This is a genomic window from Pseudomonas sp. G5(2012), from assembly GCF_000408945.1.
Taxonomy (GTDB): Bacteria; Pseudomonadota; Gammaproteobacteria; order Pseudomonadales; family Pseudomonadaceae; genus Aquipseudomonas; species Aquipseudomonas umsongensis.
This window is the reverse complement of the sequence record NZ_APIO01000009.1, coordinates 1-23,804: the sequence shown is the minus strand read 5'-3', so window position 1 is coordinate 23,804 and position 23,804 is coordinate 1. Positions and strand designations below refer to the sequence as shown.

Genomic DNA, 23,804 nt, shown 5'->3' with positions numbered 1-23,804 from the left:
AAAGGCGGTAGATTTGTTAAATCCCGAGCATAAAAAAGAAATCTTGCCTGCTGCTCCAGAACCTCGTCGCTACCCAGTTTTTTCTTGGGAACCGAGCACATTTTTACTATTTTTCCTCGCCGCGAGAGTAGAGCACCATCCTGCGAAACCAATAAAAACTGACCGTATCGGCGGTCGGCATGGGAGTAGCGTGTGCTCGATCTCAACTACTGGCAGCAGCGGGCTGCCCACCAAACATTCATTGAAAATGCCTTGATCGCAGGGCAGCCGGTCGCGTGCGCCTCGGGGGCGACTTTCGAGGTGATCAATCCGGCGACCAATCAGCGGCTGGCCTGTGTCGCGGCATGCGGCGAGGATGAAGTGAATCTTGCGGTACGTTCGGCTCGCCAGGCGTTCGAAGAGGGAACGTGGGCTCACATGGCTCCGGTGGAGCGCAAGAAGATCCTGATCAGGCTTTCCGAACTGCTCCTGGCCAACCGCGAGGAGCTGGCATTGCTTGACTCGCTGAGCATGGGCAAGCCGGTCATGGATGCCTACAACATCGATGTGCCTGGCGCGGCCAGTGTGTTCGCCTGGTACGGTGAAGCCCTGGACAAGCTCTACGATCAGGTCGCGCCCACCGCGCGCAATGCCCTCGCCACCATTACTCGCGAGGCACTGGGAGTGGTCGCCGCCGTGGTGCCATGGAACTTCCCGCTGGACATGGCGGCCTGGAAGCTCGCTCCGGCATTGGCCGCCGGTAATAGCGTGGTCCTCAAGCCCGCCGAGCAATCGCCGTTTTCAGCCTTGCGCCTGGGTCAACTGGCGCTCGAAGCCGGCATCCCGAAAGGGGTGTTGAACGTTGTCCCCGGCCTGGGTGAAAGCGCTGGCAAGGCCCTGGGCCTGCATCCTGATGTGGACTGCCTGGTGTTTACCGGCTCGACCCAGGTCGGTAAATATTTCATGCAGTACTCGGCGCAGTCCAACCTCAAGCAGGTCTGGCTGGAGTGCGGCGGCAAGAGCCCGAACCTGGTCTTCGAAGACTGCCAGGACCTGGACCTGGCTGCGGAAAAAGCCGCGTTCGGCATTTTCTTCAATCAGGGCGAGGTCTGCTCGGCCAACTCCCGGCTCTACGTGCAACGTTCTATCCATGATGAATTCGTCGAGCGCTTGATCACCAAGGCTCGGGCCTGGCTGCCCGGTGATCCGCTGGACCCTAAAAGCAAAGCCGGTGCGATCGTGGATAGCGAGCAAGCCGCTCGCATCATGCAGGCGATCGAACAAGCACGTGGTGATGGCGCGAAACTCCTGGCAGGCGGCGAGCGCCTGACGGTCAATGGCTCTTCGAACTTCATCCAGCCGACGATTTTCGCTGGCGTGGATAGAAACATGCGCCTGGCGCGTGAGGAGATTTTCGGTCCAGTGCTGGCCATCAGTGCCTTCGACTCAGAAGAAGAGGCGATTGAGTTGGCCAACGACAGCATCTATGGTCTCGCCGCGTCAGTCTGGAGCGATGACCTGAACCGCGCTCATCGTGTGGCTCGGGCATTGAAGGCCGGGACTGTCTCGGTCAACACCATGGATGCACTGGATGTCGCCATTCCTTTCGGCGGCGGCAAGCAGTCCGGCTTCGGGCGCGATCTTTCCCTCCATTCATTCGACAAGTACACGCAACTTAAAACCACCTGGTTCCAGCTTCGTTAACACCGCTTCCATAGGCCACGTCGCAAGGCGTGGCAGGGGAAAACCCGACTGCACGCACTCCTTGGAGTGGCGTGCTTTTCCTGCTTGTGGGGCATATGGGGCGGCCGTTTGGCACCCTTTGGTCGACTCACCCTATCGGGTGATATCGGCAGTTTTCCGAGCGTGGGAACATCATTTCAACCCCGGCACCAGTCACCTCGTGTCGTTCCCAACCGTTCTTTTGGCGAGTCTTTGAAGTGGAAAACGATCGGTTTGTTTCTGCGCAATGGTTCGAACAGATGGCCAAGGTGACCGAGAGTATCGGTCAACCGGGATTCACCGCGACGCTGTTCGAAACCCTGGGCTGTATCTGGCCCATTCAGGCGACGACGCTGTACCAGTATCCGCATGGCGGCATGCCCAGCGCGCTGTTCGAACTTGACGGCCCCTGGCTGCCGCAAGGCAATGTGCGCCAGTACCTGTCCGGGTTCTATCTGCTCGACCCGTTCTACGGTGCCTGTGTAGAGGGCTTTAGCTCCGGTTGCTACGACCTTGCTGATGTCGCTCCCGACCACTTCGAGCTCAGCGAGTATTACCAGTCGTTCTATCGGCACTCGCACCTTCAGGATGAGTTGAACTACATCCTGCAGTTGTCTCCCGGGCTGAGCCTGGCTGTCTCGCTGGCATTCACGGAAAAACTGGACGCCACCACGACGCAGCAGTTCAAGCGCATTGCGCCCTGGGTCCTGACCTTGCTGAAAAAGCATTTTGTCGGCTTGGACACGCGCGGCGCTCGTTTCGAAAACCTGTTGGAGCAGCGCATCCACTCGGCACTGGATAACTTCGGCTCGTCGATCCTGACCGAGCGCGAATGTCGAATCGCGCAACTGATCCTGCGTGGCCATTCGACCCGCTCCCTGGCCGAGCGCCTAGGGGTGTCGGAGGACACCATCAAGTCTCACCGTAAAAACGTCTACTGCAAGCTCGACATCGGCACGCAATCGGAATTGTTCTCACTGTTCATCGATTCGTTGGCCGAAGCCCAGGGCGTGCTCAGCAAAGACCCGCTTGAAAGCTACATGAGCAAGAGCCGCTGAACGGACTTGCTCCCCCTCGCGTGACTACCAACAAAAGAGAAAAAAGCCATGAATGCACCCTTCGAACCGAAACGGCAGACTCAGGATTATCAGAAGTCCGATGCCGCCCACCATATCCATGCATTTGTGGATCAGAAGGCGCTCAATGCCGAAGGCCCTCGAGTGATGGTACGCGGCGAGAGACTGTATCTCTGGGACAACGATGACAAGCGCTACCTGGACGGCATGTCGGGCCTGTGGTGCACCCAGCTCGGCTACGGTCGCAAGGACCTGACCGCCGCGGCGGCTGCGCAGATGGACCAATTGCCGTACTACAACATGTTCTTCCACACCACGCATCCAGCGGTGATCGAGCTGTCCGAGCTGCTGTTCAGCCTGCTGCCGGGTCACTACAGCCACGTCATCTACACCAACTCCGGCTCCGAAGCGAACGAGGTGCTGATCCGTACCGTTCGCCGTTACTGGCAGGTCGTTGGCAAGCCACAGAAGAAAATCATGATCGGCCGCTGGAACGGTTATCACGGTTCGACCCTGGCAGCCACCGCGCTGGGCGGGATGAAGTTCATGCACGAGATGGGTGGCCCGATTCCAGACGTCGCGCACATCGATGAGCCTTACTGGTACGCCCAGGGCGGCGAGCTGACCCCGGCCGAGTTCGGTCGTCGCTGTGCCCTGCAACTGGAAGAGAAGATTCTTGAGCTGGGTGCCGAAAATGTCGCGGGCTTTATCGCCGAGCCTTTCCAGGGCGCTGGCGGCATGATTTTCCCGCCCGAGAGCTACTGGCCGGAAATCCAGCGCATCTGCCGCCAATACGATGTGCTGCTGTGTGCCGATGAAGTGATCGGTGGTTTTGGTCGCACGGGCGAGTGGTTCGCACACCAGTATTTCGGTTTCGAGCCGGACACCCTGTCGATCGCCAAGGGCCTGACTTCCGGTTACGTGCCGATGGGTGGCCTGGTGCTGGGCAAGCGCATTGCCGATGCGCTGGTGGAGCAGGGCGGCGTCTTCGCCCACGGCCTGACCTATTCCGGACACCCGGTCGCGGCCGCGGTCGCGCTCGCCAACCTCAAGGCGTTGCGTGACGAAGGCATCGTGCGCCAGGTGAAGGAGGATACCGGACCGTACTTGCAGCGGATCCTGCGCGAAGTGTTTGGCAACCACCCGATGATCGGCGAGATCCAGGGCGCGGGCCTCGTCGCGGCCTTGCAGTTCGCTGAGGACAAGGCTACGCGCAAACGCTTCACCAACGAAAACGATCTGGCGTGGCAGTGCCGCACCTTTGGTTTTGAAGAGGGCGTGATCATTCGTTCGACCTTGGGCCGCATGATCATGGCGCCGGCACTTGTGGCAACGCGCGCGGAGCTGGACGAGCTGGTTGAAAAGACCCGTATCGCGGTAGACCGCACTGCACGGATCGCGGGAAAGCTCTGAGCTCATCTGTGGGCCAGGCATGCTCGGGGCGGTGATCAACAGCGTTGCATCGCCCTGTATGCCTATCGATTGAACAAGTGGCTGTCGGAAATCGGGCAGCCCACCCTTCAGCAGATCATTCACTAACGGTAACCGTTCTTCGGATACCGCAGCGTCCTGCATTCAAATTTTCAGGAGTCAGCAATGAATACAATAACAAGCGTGGCCGACACTCCTTCCCATCACTCCCCATCGGAATCGGTTTCGCCTGGCAGGTTTCGACAATCCCTGGGGCTTACCGCTCTGGTCCTCTTCGGCCTGGCGTACATGGTCCCGCTGGCGGTGTTCACCACCTATGGCCTGGTGACCCAGATGACCAAGGGCCACTTGCCGACCGCCTACCTGCTGACCCTTGCCGCCATGCTGCTAACCGCCTACAGCTACGGGCGCATGGTGCAGGCACATCCATATTCGGGATCGGTGTACTCCTATACGCGTAAGGCCTTCGGTAGCTACTTTGGCTTCATGGCCGGCTGGACCTTGTTGCTGGACTATATCTTCCTGCCGCTGCTCAGTTATCTGCTGATCGGCATCTACATGTCCGAATACTTCCCCGCAGTTCCCGCGGCGGTGTGGGTGGTTGGCTCCATTGCTCTGGTGACCTTCCTCAACCTGATCGGTATCGAATCCATCACCCGGGTCAACTTGCTGCTCGTGGTTGTCCAGTTGGTCTTCATCGTTGTGTTCGTTGCGTTGTCGATCCATAACCTGGGGGATCAGTCGGAGCCGGTTTCGTTGCTCGCACCCTTCCATCACGAGGGCTTCAGCGTCCCGCTGATCATGACCGGCGCAGCGGTCCTGTGTCTGTCCTTCCTCGGCTTCGACGCCGTGTCGACCATGGCCGAGGAGACGCCAAACCCGCGGCGTCTCATCCCCCTCGCCATCATGGTGGTGAGCATGCTTGGTGGCCTGCTGTTTGTCCTTGTTTCGTATTTCGCGCAAATGGTCTATCCACAATGGAACACCTTTGCCGACCCGGACTCGGCGTCGCTGGACGTCATGCGCCGCGTGGGGGGGGAACTGCTAGTGACCGCCTTTACCGCCACCTACGTGGCCGGGTGTTTTGCCTCGGCGATGGTCTCCCAGGCCAGCGTCTCCCGGGTGCTGTTCGCCATGGGGCGGGATGGTGCGCTGCCGCGGGTGTTCGGCAGGCTGGTCTCGAAGAAGCGGGTGCCGGCCACGGCGATCATGCTGGTCAGTCTGTTCTCGCTGATTGCCCTGTTCATCACCCTGGATACCGTGGCCAACATGATCAGCTTCGGCGCGCTCTTCGCGTTCTCGGCGGTGAACCTGGCGGTGATCAAGCATTACCTCGTCGACCAGAAGATGCGCGGCCTGCGCAATTGCCTGATCTACGGTCTGGTGCCGGCCCTGGGCTTCCTCAGCACCATTTGGCTTTGGACCAGCCTGTCCAGCATGTCGTTCATGATTGGTCTTGGCTGGATGGGGTTAGGGTTACTTTGTTTGATGGGCGTTACGCGTGGGTTCCGGATGAAGCTGCCGGAGTTGCAGATGGCGGAGTGAACGACTGCTGAGGCCGGGCTACTCCAGCCGCCCCTTGTGATCGCTTGCCAAGCTTTCACGGGGGGCATGCAAGGGTACAAAGCCTGAAAAGCAAAAAACCCGCACTAGGCGGGTTTTTTGTGTGCTTCCAGGTGTGCTTGGCATCACCTGAAAACGGAAGGTGGTGCCCAGAGACGGAATCGAACCGCCGACACGGGGATTTTCAATCCCCTGCTCTACCGACTGAGCTATCTGGGCAACGGGGCGCATTAAACGGGTTTTTCAGAGGGTCGTCAAGCAAGTTATCAAAAAAATTTAATTATTACCGTCGCTTACGATCCGACCCCCCGATTTCACGGGCTTACTCGGCAGGCGGAACGTAGCCTTCGGCCTTGGCGTAATCCTCACCGGAGAAGTACTTGTCCATCTCGCCCTGAAGATATTTGCGGTCTTCGGCGTTCATCATGTTCAGGCGCTTTTCGTTGATCAGCAGCGTTTGGTGTTTTTGCCAATCGGCCCAGGCCTTGGCCGAGACGTGGTCAAGAATGTCCAGGCCTTTGGCACCCGGGAATGGAGCGCGCTCCAGGGCGGGCAATTCTTCTTTGTACTTGCGGCACATGATGGTGCGGGTCATGACGACTCTCCTGCGTTCAATACGGCAGCCGCGCGTTCGAGCAAGGTCTTGACCGGGGCGGCAAGGCCCAGGCGCGGCGGGGTGGCGAGGTTATACCAGAGCCAGTCGGCCTCGGCCACGTGCTGGCCGGCCTCCTGGACCTGAACCAGCCAGGGTTCGATGGATAACTGGAAATGGCTGAAGGTGTGCACCAGGTTCGGCAGTGCCTGCGGGTTGCCCAACTCCAGCGAGTGCTGCGAGGCGAGATGTTGCAGGTCGTCGAGGTCATCGAGTTCCGGCAAGCTCCACAAGCCGCCCCACAGGCCCGTGGAAGGTCGACGGTAAAGCAGGATCGCACCTTCAGCATTGGCAAGCATCGGCATCAGCGTGCGTTTCTGCGGGATGGCTTTGCGTGGCTTGGGAATCGGGTAGCGGGTTTCCAGGCCGAGCATGTGCGCTTCACAGCCTTTTTCCAGCGGGCAGAGCAGGCAGCTCGGCTTGCTTCGGGTGCAGAGCGTGGCGCCCAGGTCCATCATCGCCTGGGTGTAGGCGTTCACCCGATCGTGCGGTGTAAAGCGCTCAGCGTTCGCCCATAGCTGTTTGGCGACCTTCGGCTCGCCCGGGTAACCCTCTTGCGCGGTAAAGCGTGCCAGAACGCGTTTGACGTTGCCGTCGAGGATCGGCGCGCGCAGGCCCATGCTGATACTGGCGATCGCACCCGCCGTGGACAGGCCGATGCCGGGCAGGTCGGTGAGTTTTTCCACGTCCCGGGGGAATTCACCGCCGTACTGCTCGACGACGATTTTGGCAGTCTTCTGCAGATTCCGCGCGCGGGTGTAGTAACCAAGGCCCGTCCACAGGTGCAGCACTTCGTCCTCGGGCGCCGCCGCCAGGGCTTCGACCGTCGGCAGCGAGGCCATGAACCGGTCGAAGTAATTCAGCACGGTGCTGACCTGGGTTTGTTGCAGCATGATTTCCGAGACCCACACCCGATAAGGGGTGATGCCCTGTTGCCAGGGCAAATCGTGGCGGCCGTGGCGGTCGAACCATTCCAGCACCGCCAATGAAAACTGATCGGCTCTCATCGCTTGAACAGCCCCTTGAGTGCGTCCTTGAGTTCCGGGCTGACCTTGTCGCCCAGTTTCTCGTCGATTTTTTCGCTGATGCGCTCGCCCGCCAGTTTGCTCGCGACCTGGCCCATGCGTTCGTTATCCAGGCGGCAGGCCTTGGCGCCGAGCTCCAGTGGGCCGCGGCAACGCAACGGCCACTGGATGCCGACAAATTTCTCGCTCACCTGGCAGGCCGGGTCCGGCATGTCGCTCTTGTCGCCTTCGACAATGATGCCCACGCGATAATCCATGCCCAAGACCCGCAGGTCGATGTCGCCGTCGCCGTTGACGGTCATGCCCGGGATGCGCACTTTCAGGTCCGGGTTGCTCGCGACGCCGTTTCGAAAGGTCAGGTTACCCTTGAGCTCCTGGAACGGTGTGTCCTTGCCCCTTGGCTCGCCGCTGAGGGACTTGCGGTTGAGCGTGGCGATGCCTTTGCACAACTGTTGTTCGAGGTTGGCATTGAGCAGCACGCCATTGTTGATGACGAAACTGGCGTTGCCATTAAGGGTTTCGATCAGCGCTTTCTGGCTGTTGCCGCTACCGGTGAGGGTGCTGTTGAGTGTTACCAGGCCTTTGACCGGTGGCTCCTTGCCCTGGCTTTCGAGGATTTTTTCCGCTGGCACCCGGCTGATTTGCGTCTGCATGTTCAGCACCGGCGCCTGCTGGCGCACATCAAGGGTGCCTTTGGCTTCGAAGTTGCCCTCGTACAGGTCGCCGCGCAGGCTGCTCAGCGTCAACAATCCACCCTGGCCGTTGGCCTTGAGCACCGCGTTGTGGATCGGCAGTTTTTCCAGGGTTAACTGGCCGAAGGTCAGGTCGGCGTCTACATCCAGCTTGCTCAGACGTTCCACCGGCAGCAGGCGTTCGTTGCTCCAGGCTTCTTTGGTTGGGGATTGCGGCAGGGGTGTGCTGCCGGCCCCGGCCATGGCATCAGCTTCGGTGCTGGCGACTTCGGCCTGACGCACTTGCTTGGCGCTGTTAGCCTCGGCCGACTTCGGCGCCAGGTAACGGTCGACGTTGAAGGTGTCCGCCTTGAGGGTTGCGCGCAGGGATTGCTTGGCGAAATCCTCGACAGCGATGCGACCGGTAAAGGTGCTGTCGTCGACTTTCAGGTTGATGTCATCGAGCGTGAGGCTGGAGGGCGTGCCGGTCAGGCGCGTGGCCAGTTCGACCTTGCTCAGGCTGCCTTCGGCCATCGCCGGGAGTTTCTGGCCGATGCTGTCGACGAATTTCGCCAGGTCGAACTGGGCAATCGACAAGCCGCCGTTAACCTGCGGGGTTTTATCGAGGTCATTGACCTTCAGCTCGCCCAGCGCTCGCAGTTGGTTGGCGGAGACCTTGATCCCGGTCCACTCGGCGACGTTGGCAGCCTTGTCCAGCAACAGCTGGCCTTGCGCAGCGAAGGTCACGGTCTTGCCTTGCAGCGGATCGCCGGCGACTTCACCGGACAGCTTCATGTCTTCGAGCTTGTAGCGCTGCAGCGCGCGTTCGAAACGCAATTCGCCGTTGAGCTCGGTGCGCACCCGCAGAACCGGCTGGTTGGTGCCCAGGAACGCGGTGAGCTTGACCGGGATGTTGGTGGAGTCGTGCACCGGCCCGGTACTGAGCTGGATGCTTTCGGCGCTGAATTGCTTGCCGGTTTTTTCGTCGCTGTATTCCACGCGGGCGTTGTTGACGGTCAGGCTGTCGATGTCCAGGCGAATGGGCTGTGCCGGTTTTTCCGCCTGGGCGGTGGTTGGCTGCTCAGGTTCGCTGGTGGCATCGGCAGGCGTGGCCGTGGTTGCAGGCTTGGGCACCTTGCCGATGTCTTCCCAGTTGCCGTGGCCATCTTTGTCGCGGTTCAGGCGCAGGTTCAGGCCTTCGACGCGCACATCGCTCATCTGCACCTCGCGGCGCAGCAATGGCAGCACGCGGACCGACAGGCCGAGCATCTGCAGGTCGGCGAAGGGCTCGGCGGGCTTGGCCAGGGTAGCGACCGCCGCATCGTGCAGTTCCAGGCCCAGCCAAGGGAACAGGCTCCAGCCGATATCGCCATTGAGCGTCAGCTCGATGTGGGCCTTGTCGCGGGCAATCTGGCGTATCTCGTCTTTGTAGTCGTTGGGATCGAAGAGGTGGGTCAGGGCAAAGCCCAGCGCCACTACGATCAGCAACAGCCCGAGAAGTACCAGACCCAGGATTTTGCCGAACGCTTTCATGGGCGAGTCCTTGTAGTTAGTCGAATTCGAAATTTAGCCGGGGAGTATAGCGCTCCGCAGCGCCCGACCGGGCAGATCACAAGGACAGAGCGTCGAGCATCCAGGCAAAAAGTGATTTTGCCTGCGTGTAGACAGGATCTGTACCGGAGAAGAAGTGGTTAATCAGTTCGACAATGATCGCAAGGGAGGTTCCTTCAGTGGTACGAAAACGGACAACTTCGAAAACGTGATGTCAGTTTGGTTTTTCGACCATTGGCAAATGCTACCCTGCACCGGTTCGTCCGCCCCTCTGCGACGTGATGTCGCAGGAAAAACGAGCTTTTCCCTAAAAAACGGTCATGTCTGCGTGCATTAAGGCTGAGGGTGAAAAGTGGCTGGCGAACACTACTGACAATTGGGGGATAAACAATGACCACGAGCATCACGGCAGACGGCCTTCAAGCCGGCCAGCCCGCGTTCCTTTCCAAGGAGCGCATTATCGCCAGGCCCGGTTTCAACCGATGGCTGGTGCCACCGGCCGCGCTGGCTATCCATCTGTGTATCGGCATGGCGTATGGCTTCTCGGTATTCTGGTTGCCGCTGTCCAAAGCGCTCGGCATCACCGCACCAGTGGCTTGTGCGCCCGACATGAGCTTCATCGCTCAAGTGTTTTCTTCGCAATGCGACTGGCCGATTTCGATGCTCGGCTGGATCTACACCCTGTTCTTCATCTTCCTGGGTTGCTCGGCCGCCATCTGGGGTGGCTGGCTGGAGCATGCCGGGCCGCGCAAGGCGGGTGTCGTCTCGGCGCTGTGCTGGTGCGGCGGTCTGCTGATTTCCGCGCTGGGGGTCTATACCCACCAGATCTGGCTGATGTGGATCGGCTCCGGGGTCATTGGCGGTATCGGCCTGGGCCTGGGCTACATCTCGCCGGTGTCGACCTTGATCAAGTGGTTCCCGGACAAGCGCGGCATGGCGACCGGCATGGCGATCATGGGTTTCGGCGGGGGTGCAATGGTCGGTGCGCCCTTGGCGGCGGCGTTGATGAGTCATTTTGCCTCGCCCACCAGTGTCGGCGTGTGGCAAAGCTTCCTGGTCATGGCTGCGATCTATTTCGTGTTCATGATCGGCGGCGCGCTGTCCTATCGAGTGCCGCCGACCGGCTGGAAGCCTGAAGGCTGGACGGCACCTGCGAAAAAAGCCTCGAACGCGATGATCACCCACCGTCACGTGCACGTTAACGTGGCGTGGAAGACGCCACAATTTCGCCTGGTATGGCTGGTGTTGTGCCTGAACGTATCCGCCGGTATCGGCATCCTCGGCATGGCTTCGCCACTGTTGCAGGAGGTTTTTGCCGGCAAGTTGCTGGGCAATGACCTGACATTTGGCCAACTGGACGCCTCGCAACTGGCTTCGATTGCCGCCATCGCTGCGGGCTTCACCGGTTTGCTGAGCCTGTTCAACATCGGCGGGCGTTTCTTCTGGGCCTCGTTCTCGGATTACCTGGGCCGTAAAAACACCTACTTCGTGTTCTTCGCCCTGGGCTTTGCTTTATACGGACTGATTCCGAACCTTGGGCATCTGGGCAGTGTCGCGCTGTTCGTGGCAGCCTTCTGCATCATCCTGTCGATGTACGGCGGTGGTTTTGCCACGGTCCCCGCTTATCTGGCGGACCTGTTCGGCACGCAAATGGTCGGTGCGATCCACGGTCGCCTGCTGACGGCATGGGCGGCGGCAGGTGTGTTGGGTCCGGTGCTGGTGAACTACCTGCGTGAATATCAGCTGAGCATCGGCGTCGAGCGTGCAGCGGCGTACGACATCACCTTGTACATCCTGGCGGGCCTGCTGGTACTGGGCTTTATCTGCAACCTGCTGGTACGTCCGGTGGCCGACAAGTACTTCATGACCGACGCCGAGCTGGCTGCCGAACAGGCTCTGGGTCACGACAAAGGGGCTGACAGCAGCACCGTGCTGGAGTGGAAAGCCGATGCCGGCACCAAGCCGTTGGCGGTAGCTGCCTGGCTGGTGGTGGGTATTCCGTTGGCATGGGGTGTGTGGGTGACGCTGCAAAAAACAGCGGTACTGTTCCACTAAGAAGCTGAGGGTCTGGCCTGACATCTTCAGGCCAACACCAACCCCTGTGGGAGCGGGCTTGCTCGCGATTGCGGTCTGACAGTCGACAGAGATGTTGAATGTGCAGCCCCTTTCGCGAGCAAGCCCGCTCCCACATTTGTCTGGTGGTGCCTGAAAATGGCTTGTATGGACATGTCTATCCCCGACGACCGGGGATTCTATCCGTCAGCGATATCACCTCCCGTGTTTCTGTTTCGCGCCCGCGCCCCTATAATGGTTGCCTTTTTCGCCCAATGATTTTGCGGAGCTGGTGATGGCCGAACGTATGGCGTCAGTCGAGCGCGACACTCTGGAAACCCAGATCAAAGCCTCGATCAACCTGGATGGCACCGGAAAGGCCCGATTTGATATCGGTGTACCTTTTCTTGAGCACATGCTGGACCAGATCGCCCGTCACGGGCTGATCGACCTGGATATCGTCAGCAAAGGCGACCTGCATATCGATGACCACCACACGGTGGAAGATGTCGGTATCACCCTGGGTCAGGCATTCACCAAAGCCATCGGCGACAAGAAAGGCATCCGTCGCTACGGCCACGCCTACGTGCCGCTCGATGAAGCGCTGTCGCGCGTGGTAATCGACTTCTCCGGCCGCCCTGGCCTGCAGATGCATGTGCCGTATACCCGCGCCACCGTCGGCGGTTTCGATGTTGACCTGTTCCAGGAATTCTTCCAGGGCTTCGTCAACCACGCCAACGTCACCCTGCACATCGACAACCTGCGTGGGCACAACACCCACCACCAGATCGAAACTGTGTTCAAGGCTTTCGGCCGCGCCCTGCGCATGGCCGTGGAACTCGATGACCGCATGGCCGGGCAAATGCCTTCGACCAAGGGCGTCCTGTAATGCAGACAGTCGCGGTTATCGATTACGGCATGGGCAACCTGCACTCGGTGGCCAAGGCCCTCGAGCACGTGGGGGCTGGCAAGGTCCTGATCACCAGCGATGCGAACGTGATTCGCGAAGCCGACCGGGTGGTTTTCCCCGGTGTTGGCGCGATCCGCGACTGCATGGCGGAGATCCGTCGACTGGGTTTCGATTCACTGGTACGTGAGGTCAGCCAGGATCGTCCGTTCCTCGGCATCTGCGTTGGCATGCAGGCCTTGCTCGAACACAGCGAAGAGAACGACGGCGTCGACTGCATCGGCCTGTTCCCGGGCCAGGTGAAGTTCTTCGGCAAGGATCTTGTCGAGGACGGCGAACACCTGAAAGTCCCGCACATGGGCTGGAACGAAGTAAAGCAGAAGGTGAGTCACCCGCTGTGGCACGACATTCCAGACATGGCGCGGTTTTACTTCGTGCACAGCTACTACATCGCCGCCGGTAATGCGCGGCAGGTGGTCGGTGGCGGTCATTACGGGGTCGACTTTGCCGCAGCGCTGGCCGAAGGCTCGCGTTTCGCCGTGCAGTTCCACCCGGAGAAAAGCCATACCCATGGCCTGCAGTTGCTGCAGAACTTCGCCGCGTGGGACGGTCGCTGGTAATGGCGGTCAAGAAGAAGCCGCCGATCCTGACCCTCACTCCTGAACAGGAGAGTGAGGCCAATCACAAGATCAAGCGCTTCATGGAGGATCGCTTCGAACTGGACCTGGGTTCGTTCGAAGCGGCCGAAATCCTTGAGCTGTTCACCCGCGAAATTGCTCCTCACTATTACAACAGGGCGATATTCGATGTGCAGGCGCACCTCAAGGAGAGGTTCGAAAGCATCGAAAGCGACCTGTGGGCGCTCGAGAAAAACTGATTTCCGAGCCAAGCTGAACATTCAAATTTGAAGGTTTGCCAGATGCTGATTATTCCCGCTATCGATCTTAAAGACGGTGCCTGTGTTCGTCTGCGCCAGGGCCGCATGGAAGATTCCACAGTGTTCTCCGATGACCCGGTGAGCATGGCTGCCAAGTGGGTGGAGGGCGGTTGCCGTCGTCTGCATCTGGTCGACCTGAACGGTGCGTTCGAAGGCCAGCCGGTCAACGGCGAAGTGGTCACCGCGATTGCCAGGCGCTACCCGAACCTGCCGATCCAGATCGGCGGTGGCATCCGTTCCCTGGAAACCATCGAACACTACGTGAAAGCGGGCGTGAGCTACGTGATCATCGGCACCAAGGCCGTGAAAGATCCGGCCTTCGTTGCCGAAGCCTGCCGCGCGTTCCCGGGCAAGGTAATTGTCGGCCTGGACGCCAAGGACGGTTTCGTCGCTACCGATGGCTGGGCTGAAATCAGCACCATCCAGGTGATCGACCTGGCCAAGCAATTTGAAGCCGACGGCGTGTCCGCCATCGTTTATACCGACATCGCCAAAGACGGCATGATGCAGGGTTGCAACGTGCCGTTCACCGCTGCGCTGGCGGCTGCCACGAAGATCCCGGTGATCGCTTCCGGTGGCATCCACAACCTGGGTGACATCAAGACCCTGCTCGACGCCAAGGCGCCAGGCATCATCGGTGCGATCACCGGTCGTGCGATTTATGAAGGCACCCTCGACGTCGCTGAAGCGCAAGCTTTCTGCGATTCGTACAAAGGCTGAGGACTGACCATGGCGCTGGCCAAACGCATCATCCCTTGCCTGGACGTGGATAACGGCCGGGTCGTCAAAGGTGTGAAGTTCGAGAACATCCGTGACGCGGGCGACCCGGTGGAGATCGCCCGTCGTTATGACGAGCAGGGTGCCGACGAGATTACTTTCCTCGACATCACTGCCAGCGTCGACGGTCGCGACACCACGCTGCATACCGTCGAGCGCATGGCCAGCCAGGTGTTTATCCCGCTGACCGTGGGCGGTGGCGTACGCACCGTGCAGGACATTCGTAACCTGCTCAATGCCGGTGCGGACAAGGTCTCGATCAACACCGCTGCTGTGTTCAACCCGGAATTCGTCGGTGAAGCGGCGCAGCACTTCGGTTCGCAATGCATCGTGGTTGCCATTGATGCGAAGAAGGTCTCGGGACCTGGCGAAACCCCGCGCTGGGAAATCTTCACCCACGGCGGGCGCAAGCCCACCGGGCTCGACGCGGTCGAATGGGCGAAGAAGATGGAAGGCCTGGGTGCCGGTGAGATCCTCCTGACCAGCATGGACCAGGACGGCATGAAAAATGGCTTCGACCTGGGTGTCACCCGCGCCATCAGCGATGCATTGGGCATTCCGGTGATCGCTTCCGGCGGTGTCGGCAACCTCCAGCACCTGGCCGACGGCATTCTCGAGGGCCACGCCAGTGCAGTGTTGGCAGCGAGTATTTTCCACTTCGGTGAATACACCGTTCAAGAAGCCAAGGCCTATATGGCCCACCGCGGTATTGTGATGCGCTGAACAAACCGGTACAGGCCAGTGGACATCATGGCGGGCTCAGGGCACTCTTGAGTACGCCATGGATTTCGGTAGCCAGACATGTTTAAACGCATTCTTCTTGTCCTCGCCAGCGCTTCCTTGTTGCTCATCAGTAGCGCACGCGCCGCCGACAGCTCCACCACGGAACTGGTGTTGCTGACGGAAAACTTCCCGCCGTACAACATGGCCAAGAACGGCAAGAACTTCGCTCAGGACGAGAACATCAATGGGATCGCCGTGGACATCGTCCGCGAGATGTTCAAGCGCGCCAACGTCACTTATAGCCTGACCCTGCGTTTCCCTTGGGAGCGTGTCTACAAACTCGCGCTGGAAAACCCCGGTTACGGAGCATTCGTGATGGCCCGTTTGCCGGACCGCGAGCGGCTTTTCAAATGGGTCGGGCCGATCGGTCCGGATGACTGGATCATGCTGGCCAAGGCTGACAGCAAAATCTCCCTCGAGACCCTGGAGGACGCGCGCAAATACAGGATTGGCGCGTACAAGGGCGATGCGATTGCCGAGACGCTCGCCAAGCAGGGCCTGAAGCCAATCGTGGTGCTACGCGATCAGGATAATGCGAAGAAGCTGGTCAGCGGACAGATCGACCTGTGGGCCACCGGCGACCCGGCCGGGCGCTATCTGGCGCGCCAGGACGGGGTAAACGGGCTAAAGACCGTGTTGCGTTTCAACAGCGCCGAGCTGTACCTGGCGCTGAACAAGGACGTACCGCAGGCAACCGTCGCCAAGTTACAGGCTGCACTGGATCAGATGCGCAAGGACGGCGTGGTCGACGAGATCATGGGGCGGTATCTATAGTTGCTGCTGGAATTTCTACTGGTTAAAGGGTGGGTGTGACTTCATCCGTCTTTTAAGATGAGAATTCAGTCAGGTGTAAATTGCTCATGTCGGTGTAATTAAGCTCTGTAGTGACTTGAGTTCTGTCTTCGCGCAGCAGTCTGTAGTTACTCTGCATTTGATATACCGCCACAGTTCTGTTTTTCGAGACGACGATAAAGACTTCTGTGGCAGCATGGGCGGACCATCCGCCTGACTCATCAGAATGAGCAAATTTCTTGTCCAATCTCCCCGAAAAGTTGATGAGAGGCGCCTGCACGTTGATTGGCCATTCACTATCGAATTCGATAGACGTGACGAGGGCGAATGCCGTCAGGCTTTGACGTGTCTGAACTCTGTGTACTATCCACTTGAAGGTTTTACTCGCGGCGTCTTCATTATGGCCGCTTCCCACGAGCACATACTGGTCTGTCCTCTCCAAGAGGTATGAAGGCGTTGTGCGTAGTTGCTCAATCGGGCTCAGAACCGGGTCTATTACGGTAAACCAGGGAAGTTTGGCGATGTAAGTGGTTTCGGCTTTTTCGAGTTGTGTAGGCTGCCCGATCCCGGACAGTACTGGTGCCTGCAGCTGGGGGTTGATTTGAAGCGGGATGCTCATTCGCAATGAATAAGTAGTGAGTGTCGTCGGTTTGGAATAGCCTCTAACACCGGCAAAGGTACCGGGTGAAAGGTAGATTTCACCGTTTTGCGCGATGGGTGGGCAGATGCTCCAAGCGCTGAGATCCTGTCGCGCACCACTGCTTTTATCGCTCCAGATCAAGTTGCCGACAGTTGAGGCTACTACCAGGTCCTCCCTGATGCATCGAACCACGTTGAGCGAAGGTTTTTCACGGTCGGAACACACCATCCCCATTGCAACGTAGCCATCGGGAGGGATCGGGCGCCAAATCGTGCAGTCCGCAACGGTTGTTGAGCCTGCACTTCTCCAGACTTGTTCGAAGTCGATAGGTGGGCTGAGTGCATTAACTTTGGTGCTTTCTCCACTTTTTGGTCCTTCGCAGACGACCACGGCCACTTTTTTACTATTAATACTGTCATGTCCAGGAATGACTAAATCGCCCAGAGAGAAATAGCCCGGCAGCAAATCAGGGGCTGGCGCAGCGCGCCAAAAGGTTGCGGGCTTCGCTTGTGATCGCCCGCTGTCCCAGAGTCGCTGAAACTCTGTCGTAAAGTTGATTAGCAAGTTATCGACTTTTATCGAGCCTATTGGTTTTGTAGCGCTGTTCTCGGTGTTCATGGTTATTCCTGATATGTAAAAGGCGACTCAGGGCCGCGACCTGTTGCAGGTCTCAATATCTGGAATTGGAAGAGGTGTCGGGCGGTAGCTATGTATAGGTGCCTGGCGAGTTGTTACCGGTAAATTCCGTCTTTGCCATGGGCAACCATGGCGCGATTGCCGCGCACACTGACCATCTGCTTGATATCAATCCACTCGATACCCTGAGCCTTGAGCTTGGGCAGTTCACGCTCCAGTACCGCCAGCGTCTGTGGATACGGATGCCCGATCATCACCGCCGAACCCTGCTTACGCGCAAGGCTGATTGCTGTCTGCAACTGGGTGAAGATTGCCGCTTCAGTGCGCTCATCATCCAGAAACACATCACGCGAAATACTCGCCAATCCAATGTTCTGCGCTTCGGCCGCTGCCACAGTCTGCGCGCTGGTGCGACTATCCACGAAGAGCTTGTGCCGACGCTGCAGGTCAGCCATCAACCAGGCCATGGCTGGGCGTTGGGCAGTCATGCGGCTGCCCATGTGGTTATTGATGCCAGCGGTATAGGGTACGACCTTGAGTGCTGCGTTCAGGCGTTTCTCGAGCTCTTCGACAGGCAAGTCGGGATGCCAGGCGAACGGACCGGTGGCCGGGTCCATGGGCATGTGCAGGATGACGATCTTGCCGGCACGATGGGCTTCGCGAGCGAACTCGGTGGCGTGAGGGGTGTCGGGCATGATCGCCGCCGTCACCGGCCCCGGAAGGGCCAGCACCTGGCGATCCCGGGGCAGGTTTTGCCCCAGGTCATCGATGATCAGGCTGATATAAGCCTTTTGAGGGGCGGGTGCAGCGTGAACAACACCCGCCAGGCAACACAACAGCCCCAGGACTACCCGCGCAAGCATCTCAGCGACCGGATGTGATGCTCAGCCCTTTGAGCAGGCTCAGGGCCTGGGCCAGTTGATAATCGTCGTCTTGCGGCATCGGCTTGGCCTTGCCGCCGGAGCTGCTTGGTTTGTCGGCGCCACCGTTGCCGTTGCCCAAGTGACCTTGCAGGTCGGCTTCCTTGAAGTAGTCGCCGTCTTGCTCGTTGGTGATCTTGGCCTTGCGCACTTCGATGTCCGGGACGATACCCTGGGCCTGGATCGAGCGGCCGTTGGGCGTGTAGTACAACGCGGTGGTGATCTTCAGTGCTCGGTCGTTGTTCAGTGGCAGCACGGTTTGCACCGAGCCTTTGCCGAAACTCGGCGTACCCATGATCACCGCGCGTTTCTGGTCTTGCAGGGCGCCGGCGACGATTTCCGAGGCCGAGGCGCTGCCGCCATTGATCAGCGCGACCATTGGCACGGCTTCGCTTTCGTCCTTGCCGGTGGCAGAGAAACGCAGTTCGGAGTTGGCGATGCGACCCTTGGTGTAGACGATCAGGCCCTTGGTGATGAAATGGTCGACCACTTCCACCGCCGATTGCAGTACGCCGCCCGGGTTGTTGCGCAGGTCGAGGATGATGCCGTTGAGTTTCTTGCCGTTGTCTTTGCGCAGCTTCGCCAGGGCCTTGGACACTTCTTCGCCGGTCTTGACCTGGAATTGGGTGATGCGGATGTAGCCATAGCCGGATTCGAGCAGCTGGCTCTTCACGCTCTTCACCTGAATGATGGCGCGGGCCAGGGTCACATCGAATGGCGTACCGCCGTCACGTACCAGGGTCAGGGTGATTTTCTGGCCGATCTTGCCGCGCATCTTGTCCACCGCTTCGGTCATGCTCTGTCCGCGGGTGGGTTGGCCGTTGATCTTGACGATGAAGTCGCCTGCCTGGATGCCAGCCTTGGAGGCCGGTGTGTCATCGATTGGCGACACCACTTTGATAAAGCCGTCCTCGGCGCCGACTTCGATGCCCAGGCCGCCGAATTCGCCACTGGTGCTTTCCTGCAGTTCAGCGAAGTCTTCTGGTCCCAGGTAGGCGGAGTGCGGGTCAAGGTTGCTGAGCATGCCCTTGATCGCGTTTTCCAGCAGGGTCTTGTCGTCTACCGGTTCGACATACGCGGCCTTGATCCGATCCATGACCTCGGCAAAGGTGCGCAACTCTTCCAGCGGCAGTGGCGCCTTGGTGGTCGCGGCAGTGCCCGCAGGCGCGACTGCCGGGGCCGGTTGAGCGGCGAACGCCAGAGGCGCGCCGATCACCAGGGCGATCGCCAGGGCCAGCGAGGTAAGGCGGGACAAATGCAGCATGTCGAACGAACTCCTAATGTAGGTGACTCAGCGCCTATCCTTGCGCGCGGCACCATTGCGCCGGATCACTCGGGTGACCCTGCTGACGAATAGCAAAGTACAGCGCTGGTGTGTCCTGCCCGCCACTGTTACCGACAGTGGAGATGGATTCACCGGCTTTTACCACGTCACCCGCAGACTTGAGCAGTGTCTGGTTGTGACCATAAAGACTCAGGAAACCGTTGCCGTGGTCGAGAATCACCAGCAGCCCGGCCCCGCGCAACCAGTCGGCGAACACCACTCGACCGCCATGCACCGCATGCACCGCACTGCCTGCAGAAGCGCCGATCATTACGCCGTCCCACTTGGTCCGGGCGTCGTCGCCACGGCTTTCACCGAAGCGCGCCAACAGTCGACCATCGACAGGCCATGGAAGTTTGCCGCGAGTTGAAGCAAATGCGCCGCCAAAGGTTTCACCGGAACTGGAAACCAGTGGGCCGGGTGTCGATTTAACCGGTTTGCGTGGGGCATCGTCGTTGGCATCTGCCAGCGCCTGGGCCTCACGTAAACGCTTTTTTTCGGCTTCCTGCTGGGCGATCAGCGCTTTTTGTCGCGCCTCTTCTGCCTCACGAGCCTGGCGGGCCAAGGTTTCTTCAATAGTTTTAAGGACTTTAGACAGGTCTGCCTGGTCCTGCTCACGGGCTGCCAGTTTCTGGTCGCGAGCTTTCACGTCGTCGTTGAGCTTGGCCAGGACTTGCTGGCGCTCCTGACGTACTTTCTCGAGCTCGCCACGCTGGGTTTCCAGGCTGCTTTGCTGTACCAGCAATTGCGCCTGCTGCAGGCCGATGTCTTTTTCGACATTGGCGAGCTGGCGCAGGGTTTCGTTGAAATTCTTCAGCTGCTCCAGGCGAGCCTGGCTCAGGTAGTCGTAATAGGTGAGCGTGCGGGCGAACTTCTCTGGGTTCTGCTGGTTGAGCAGCAGTTTCAAGTATTCCTGCCGGCCGTTCTGATAAGCCGCGCGGGCCTGGATGGCAATCAGTCGCTGTTGTTCAGTGCGCGCGCTCTGGAGTTTTTTTTTCTCTGCATCGAGTCGTTGCAACTCGGTTTCGCTTTTCTTCAGCTCTTTTTGCAGGGCGTCGACCTGCTTCTCGAGCTTGCCCATCTCGGTTTCAGTGCCCTTGAGGTCTTTCTGCACGCCGGACTTTTCTTCCTGCAGCTTGCCCAGCAGTTTTTTCAACTCGGCAATGTCGTGACGCGTGGCGTCCAATTGTTGCTGGGTTTGCGCGCGCTCATCGGCGAAGGCCGGCTGGAGCAGGCAAGTCAGGGCGAGGGCTATCAGGACGCGGAGCATAGAGGCGGGCGACACCAAAGAAAGGGACGTCCTAGTATGCCCGCCATGAGCAGCAAAAAAAATGCCCATTTCTGACTGTGTGATGACTGGAAGGGGAGGTGGGGGGGATTTAGTCTGTAAAACCACCACAAACCACTGTGGGAGCTGGCAGGCCAGCTCCCACAGTGGTTTGTGGCGTTTGAGCGTGCGGGTTACACCAGAATCGAAGTCCCGGTCATTTCCGCCGGTTTTTCAAGGCCTAGCAGCTTCAGCATGGTCGGCGCCACATCTGCCAGCACGCCGCCTTCGCGAACCTTCAGGTCACGCTTGCCCACATAGATGAACGGCACCGGTTCGGTGGTGTGCGCGGTGTGGGCCTGGCCGGTGGTTTCGTCGGACATCTGCTCGACGTTGCCGTGGTCCGCGGTGATCAGCGCTTCGCCGCCGACTTTTTCCAGGGCATCGACGATGCGACCGACGCACTGGTCAAGGCACTCAACAGCCTTGACCGCTGCCTCGAACACACCGCTGTGGCCGACCATGTCGCCGTTGGCGTAGTTGACCACGATTACGTCGTAACGCTGGTTTTCGATGGCGTCGACGATGCGGTCGGTGACTTCAGGCGCGCTCATTTCCGGCTGCAAGTCATAGGTAGCGACTTGAGGCGACGGGATCAGGATGCGTTCTTCGCCCGGGAACGGTTCTTCACGACCGCCAGAGAAGAAGAAGGTCACGTGGGCGTATTTCTCGGTTTCGGCGATACGCAGCTGGGTCTTGCCGTTTTTCGCCAGGTAGTCGCCCAGCACGTTTTCCAGGCTGCCGGCGGCAAAGGCCGAAGGTGCGGGAATGCTGGCGGCGTATTGGGTCAGCATGACGAAACCGGCCAGTTTTGGCTGACGGGTACGTTCAAATTCCTTGAAGTCGTCCTCGACGAAAACGCGGGTCAGCTCGCGCGCGCGGTCGGCGCGGAAGTTCATGAACACCACGGCGTCGCCGTCTTCGACTTTCACCGGCTCGCCAATGGAAGTGGCCTTGACGAATTCATCGCTTTCGCCGCGCTCGTAAGCCGCTTGCAGACCTTCCTGAGCGGTGGCGGCGTTGAATTCGCCCTGGCCTTCGACGATCAGGTTGTAGGCCTGGGAGACACGGTCCCAGCGGTTGTCGCGATCCATGGCGAAATAACGACCGATGAGGCTGGCGATCCGGCCTTTACCCAGGGCCTTGAAGGTAGCGTCCAGCAGTTCGATCGACGATTGCGCGCTTTTCGGCGGGGTATCGCGGCCGTCGAGGAAGGCGTGCAGGTAGATTTTTTCGGCGCCGCGCTTGGCGGCCAGTTCGGCCATGGCGACCAGGTGATCCTGGTGGCTGTGCACACCGCCATCGGACAGCAAGCCCATGAAGTGCACGGCCTTCCCGGCAGCGACAGCTTTGTCCACCGCGGCACAGATGGTCGGGTTCTCGAAGAACTCGCCGTCGCGGATCGATTTGGTCACACGGGTGAAGTCCTGATACACCACGCGACCGGCACCGAGGTTCATGTGGCCGACTTCGGAGTTGCCCATCTGGCCGTCCGGCAAGCCGACGTCCATGCCGCTGCCCGAAATCAGGCCGTTGGGCACGGTGGCCCACAGGCGGTCCAATACAGGCTTCTTGGCGGCAAAGATCGCGTTGGATTCAGGGCTCTCACTGTGACCGAAGCCGTCGAGAATAATCAGGACCAAAGGTTTAGGCGTGGTAGTCATGGAGTCCACTCGTGGCTGAGATAAAAGAGGGCGATGGAAAAGGGAGTGGCAGTTTAAAGCGAAGTTCCGGCCACGTCACCGCCGGACGGGGTTTGGCCCACCATAGTGGCTGTGTATACTGGCCGACATTTTAACGCCCTGGAACCTCCTTCGATGGTTGCTCACCTGATTGAATTTGCCACTAACCACTACATCCTCGTCGGTATCTTCGTCGTACTGCTGGCGTTGCTGATTGCCTATCAGATGCAGGGCGGCGGCCGTAGCCTGAGCACTGGCGAATTGACTGGCCTGGTCAACAAAGACGCGGGCGTGGTAATCGACATTCGTCCTGCCAAGGATTTCGCTGCCGGTCACATTGTTGGTGCGTTGAATATTCCTCACGACAAACTGGCTGCCCGTATTGTCGAGCTGGAAAAGCACAAGGCCAAGACCATCATCCTGGTCGACGCCATGGGCCAGACGGCCGGGACTCACGCTCGCGAACTGGTAAAGGCTGGCTTCACCGCCGCCAAACTGTCCGGTGGTGTTTCCAGCTGGAAAGCCGACAATCTGCCGCTGGTGAAGTGATATGAGCAACGTCGTCGTCTATTCCAGCGATTACTGCCCTTATTGCTCCCGAGCCAAATACCTGCTCGAGAACAAAGGCGTGGCCTTCGAAGAGATCAAGGTCGATGGCAAGCCGCAGGTGCGTGCCGCAATGGCTCAGAAGGCCGGGCGTACGTCCGTGCCGCAGATCTGGATCGGCAGCACCCACGTTGGCGGTTGTGATGATTTGTTTGCCCTGGAGCGCGCCGGCAAGCTCGACGCGCTGCTCAAGGCCTGAATTCCATACCCTATAAAAGCCCAAGATCAGAAAGGATCTGAGATGACTGACCAACAGAACACTGCAGCTAGCGAAGAAGAAACCGCACCGCAATTCTCCTTGCAGCGCATCTACGTACGTGACTTGTCCTTCGAAGCCCCGAAAAGCCCGGCGATCTTCCGCCAGCAGTGGGAGCCGAGTGTCGGTCTGGATCTCAATACCCGTCAAAAGGCGCTGGAAGGCGACTTCCATGAAGTTGTGCTGACCCTGTCGGTCACCGTGAAGAACGGTGAAGAAGTGGCATTCATCGCCGAAGTGCAACAGGCCGGTATCTTCCTGATCAAGAACCTGGACGACGCTTCGATGAGTCACACGCTGGGCGCGTTCTGCCCGAACATCCTGTTCCCGTACGCTCGCGAAGCGCTGGACAGCCTGGTGACCCGCGGCTCGTTCCCGGCCCTGATGCTGGCTCCGGTGAACTTCGATGCCTTGTACGCGCAAGAGCTGCAACGCATGCAAGCGGCGGGCGAGACTCCGACCGTCCAATAAAAGCTTCGTTTGCTCCATGAAAAA

22 protein-coding genes and 1 tRNA gene are annotated in these 23,804 nt (G+C 59.4%); 14 read left to right on the top strand and 9 right to left on the bottom strand.

All coding sequences use genetic code 11. The annotated features are described in order from the left end of the window. Window positions 1-192 precede the first annotated feature (192 nt). The 4 genes from PG5_RS03725 to PG5_RS03710 all read left to right on the top strand — a co-directional run bounded on the left by PG5_RS03725 (window position 193) and on the right by PG5_RS03710 (window position 5,753). Window positions 193-1,683, top strand: coding sequence for an aldehyde dehydrogenase (locus PG5_RS03725; RefSeq protein ID WP_020795746.1), 1,491 nt, complete (start codon window positions 193-195; stop codon window positions 1,681-1,683). Window positions 1,684-1,961: 278 nt separating this feature from the next. Then, complete coding sequence (locus PG5_RS03720) at window positions 1,962-2,759, top strand: helix-turn-helix transcriptional regulator (protein ID WP_052024671.1); 798 nt, start codon at window positions 1,962-1,964, stop codon at window positions 2,757-2,759. Between the two features lie 48 nt (window positions 2,760-2,807). Continuing rightward, window positions 2,808-4,190, top strand: coding sequence for an aspartate aminotransferase family protein (locus PG5_RS03715; RefSeq protein ID WP_020795744.1), 1,383 nt, complete (start codon window positions 2,808-2,810; stop codon window positions 4,188-4,190). Between the two features lie 183 nt (window positions 4,191-4,373). Further along, window positions 4,374-5,753 carry an APC family permease gene (locus tag PG5_RS03710; protein WP_020795743.1) on the top strand — a complete coding sequence of 460 codons (1,380 nt, stop codon included), beginning with the start codon at window positions 4,374-4,376 and terminating at the stop codon, window positions 5,751-5,753. Window positions 5,754-5,914: 161 nt separating this feature from the next. On the opposite strand, the gene PG5_RS03705 is transcribed toward PG5_RS03710, so the two are convergent. The 4 genes from PG5_RS03705 to PG5_RS03690 all read right to left on the bottom strand — a co-directional run bounded on the left by PG5_RS03705 (window position 5,915) and on the right by PG5_RS03690 (window position 9,652). Beyond that, window positions 5,915-5,990, bottom strand: a tRNA-Phe gene (locus tag PG5_RS03705). Window positions 5,991-6,093: 103 nt separating this feature from the next. Further along, complete coding sequence (locus tag PG5_RS03700; RefSeq protein ID WP_020795742.1) at window positions 6,094-6,366, bottom strand: oxidative damage protection protein; 273 nt, start codon at window positions 6,364-6,366, stop codon at window positions 6,094-6,096. Next, window positions 6,363-7,430 carry an A/G-specific adenine glycosylase gene (gene mutY, locus PG5_RS03695; RefSeq protein ID WP_020795741.1) on the bottom strand — a complete coding sequence of 356 codons (1,068 nt, stop codon included), beginning with the start codon at window positions 7,428-7,430 and terminating at the stop codon, window positions 6,363-6,365. Before mutY ends, PG5_RS03700 begins: the two co-directional genes overlap by 4 nt. Next, window positions 7,427-9,652 (bottom strand): AsmA family protein, encoded by a 2,226-nt coding sequence (locus PG5_RS03690; RefSeq protein WP_020795740.1) that lies wholly within the window; start codon window positions 9,650-9,652, stop codon window positions 7,427-7,429. The genes mutY and PG5_RS03690 overlap by 4 nt, the downstream gene beginning before the upstream one ends. 408 nt (window positions 9,653-10,060) lie before the next feature. On the opposite strand from PG5_RS03690, the gene PG5_RS03685 reads away from it, so the two are divergent. The 7 genes from PG5_RS03685 (at window position 10,061) to PG5_RS03655 (ending at window position 15,900) form a co-directional block, all read left to right on the top strand. Next, on the top strand, window positions 10,061-11,725 hold the full coding sequence (locus PG5_RS03685; RefSeq protein WP_020795739.1) for an OFA family MFS transporter: 1,665 nt from the start codon (window positions 10,061-10,063) through the stop codon (window positions 11,723-11,725). A gap of 292 nt (window positions 11,726-12,017) precedes the next feature. Next, window positions 12,018-12,611, top strand: a complete 594-nt coding sequence (gene hisB / locus PG5_RS03680) for an imidazoleglycerol-phosphate dehydratase HisB (protein ID WP_007939452.1) — start codon at window positions 12,018-12,020, stop codon at window positions 12,609-12,611. Next, window positions 12,611-13,249 carry an imidazole glycerol phosphate synthase subunit HisH gene (gene hisH / locus PG5_RS03675; RefSeq protein WP_020795738.1) on the top strand — a complete coding sequence of 213 codons (639 nt, stop codon included), beginning with the start codon at window positions 12,611-12,613 and terminating at the stop codon, window positions 13,247-13,249. Before hisB ends, hisH begins: the two co-directional genes overlap by 1 nt. After that, complete coding sequence (locus PG5_RS03670; protein WP_020795737.1) at window positions 13,249-13,506, top strand: DUF2164 domain-containing protein; 258 nt, start codon at window positions 13,249-13,251, stop codon at window positions 13,504-13,506. The genes hisH and PG5_RS03670 overlap by 1 nt, the downstream gene beginning before the upstream one ends. Window positions 13,507-13,548: 42 nt before the next feature. Beyond that, window positions 13,549-14,286: a 1-(5-phosphoribosyl)-5-[(5-phosphoribosylamino)methylideneamino]imidazole-4-carboxamide isomerase gene (gene hisA, locus PG5_RS03665; protein WP_020795736.1), complete on the top strand. Its 738-nt coding sequence runs from the start codon at window positions 13,549-13,551 to the stop codon at window positions 14,284-14,286. A 9-nt stretch (window positions 14,287-14,295) separates the two neighbouring features. Beyond that, window positions 14,296-15,066: an imidazole glycerol phosphate synthase subunit HisF gene (gene hisF / locus PG5_RS03660; protein ID WP_007897430.1), complete on the top strand. Its 771-nt coding sequence runs from the start codon at window positions 14,296-14,298 to the stop codon at window positions 15,064-15,066. Between the two features lie 78 nt (window positions 15,067-15,144). Then, window positions 15,145-15,900: an ABC transporter substrate-binding protein gene (locus PG5_RS03655; protein WP_020795735.1), complete on the top strand. Its 756-nt coding sequence runs from the start codon at window positions 15,145-15,147 to the stop codon at window positions 15,898-15,900. 52 nt (window positions 15,901-15,952) lie between these two features. Here the strand turns inward: PG5_RS03655 and PG5_RS03650 are convergent, their stop codons facing one another. The 5 genes from PG5_RS03650 to gpmI all read right to left on the bottom strand — a co-directional run bounded on the left by PG5_RS03650 (window position 15,953) and on the right by gpmI (window position 22,429). Further along, on the bottom strand, window positions 15,953-17,176 hold the full coding sequence (locus tag PG5_RS03650) for a Vps62-related protein (RefSeq protein ID WP_020795734.1): 1,224 nt from the start codon (window positions 17,174-17,176) through the stop codon (window positions 15,953-15,955). Between the two features lie 113 nt (window positions 17,177-17,289). Continuing rightward, a complete protein-coding gene (locus tag PG5_RS03645) occupies window positions 17,290-18,057 on the bottom strand; it encodes a divergent polysaccharide deacetylase family protein (protein WP_020795733.1) in 768 nt (255 codons plus the stop codon). A 1-nt stretch (window position 18,058) separates the two neighbouring features. After that, complete coding sequence (locus PG5_RS03640) at window positions 18,059-19,378, bottom strand: S41 family peptidase (RefSeq protein WP_020795732.1); 1,320 nt, start codon at window positions 19,376-19,378, stop codon at window positions 18,059-18,061. 34 nt (window positions 19,379-19,412) lie between these two features. After that, entirely contained in the window at window positions 19,413-20,708 is a 1,296-nt protein-coding gene (locus PG5_RS03635; RefSeq protein WP_020795731.1) for a murein hydrolase activator EnvC, read from the bottom strand. A gap of 191 nt (window positions 20,709-20,899) precedes the next feature. Further along, window positions 20,900-22,429: a 2,3-bisphosphoglycerate-independent phosphoglycerate mutase gene (gpmI, locus tag PG5_RS03630; protein ID WP_020795730.1), complete on the bottom strand. Its 1,530-nt coding sequence runs from the start codon at window positions 22,427-22,429 to the stop codon at window positions 20,900-20,902. 153 nt (window positions 22,430-22,582) lie between these two features. Here gpmI and PG5_RS03625 point away from each other — a divergent pair, with 153 nt between their 5' ends. Genes PG5_RS03625 through secB form a run of 3 tightly spaced genes read left to right on the top strand, consistent with a single transcriptional unit; the run spans window position 22,583 to window position 23,780 of the window. Beyond that, window positions 22,583-22,996: a rhodanese-like domain-containing protein gene (locus PG5_RS03625; protein ID WP_020795729.1), complete on the top strand. Its 414-nt coding sequence runs from the start codon at window positions 22,583-22,585 to the stop codon at window positions 22,994-22,996. Window position 22,997: 1 nt separating this feature from the next. Beyond that, entirely contained in the window at window positions 22,998-23,252 is a 255-nt protein-coding gene (gene grxC / locus PG5_RS03620) for a glutaredoxin 3 (protein ID WP_008058538.1), read from the top strand. Window positions 23,253-23,294: 42 nt separating this feature from the next. Continuing rightward, window positions 23,295-23,780 (top strand): protein-export chaperone SecB, encoded by a 486-nt coding sequence (gene secB, locus PG5_RS03615; protein ID WP_008058540.1) that lies wholly within the window; start codon window positions 23,295-23,297, stop codon window positions 23,778-23,780. Window positions 23,781-23,804: the final 24 nt, after the last annotated feature.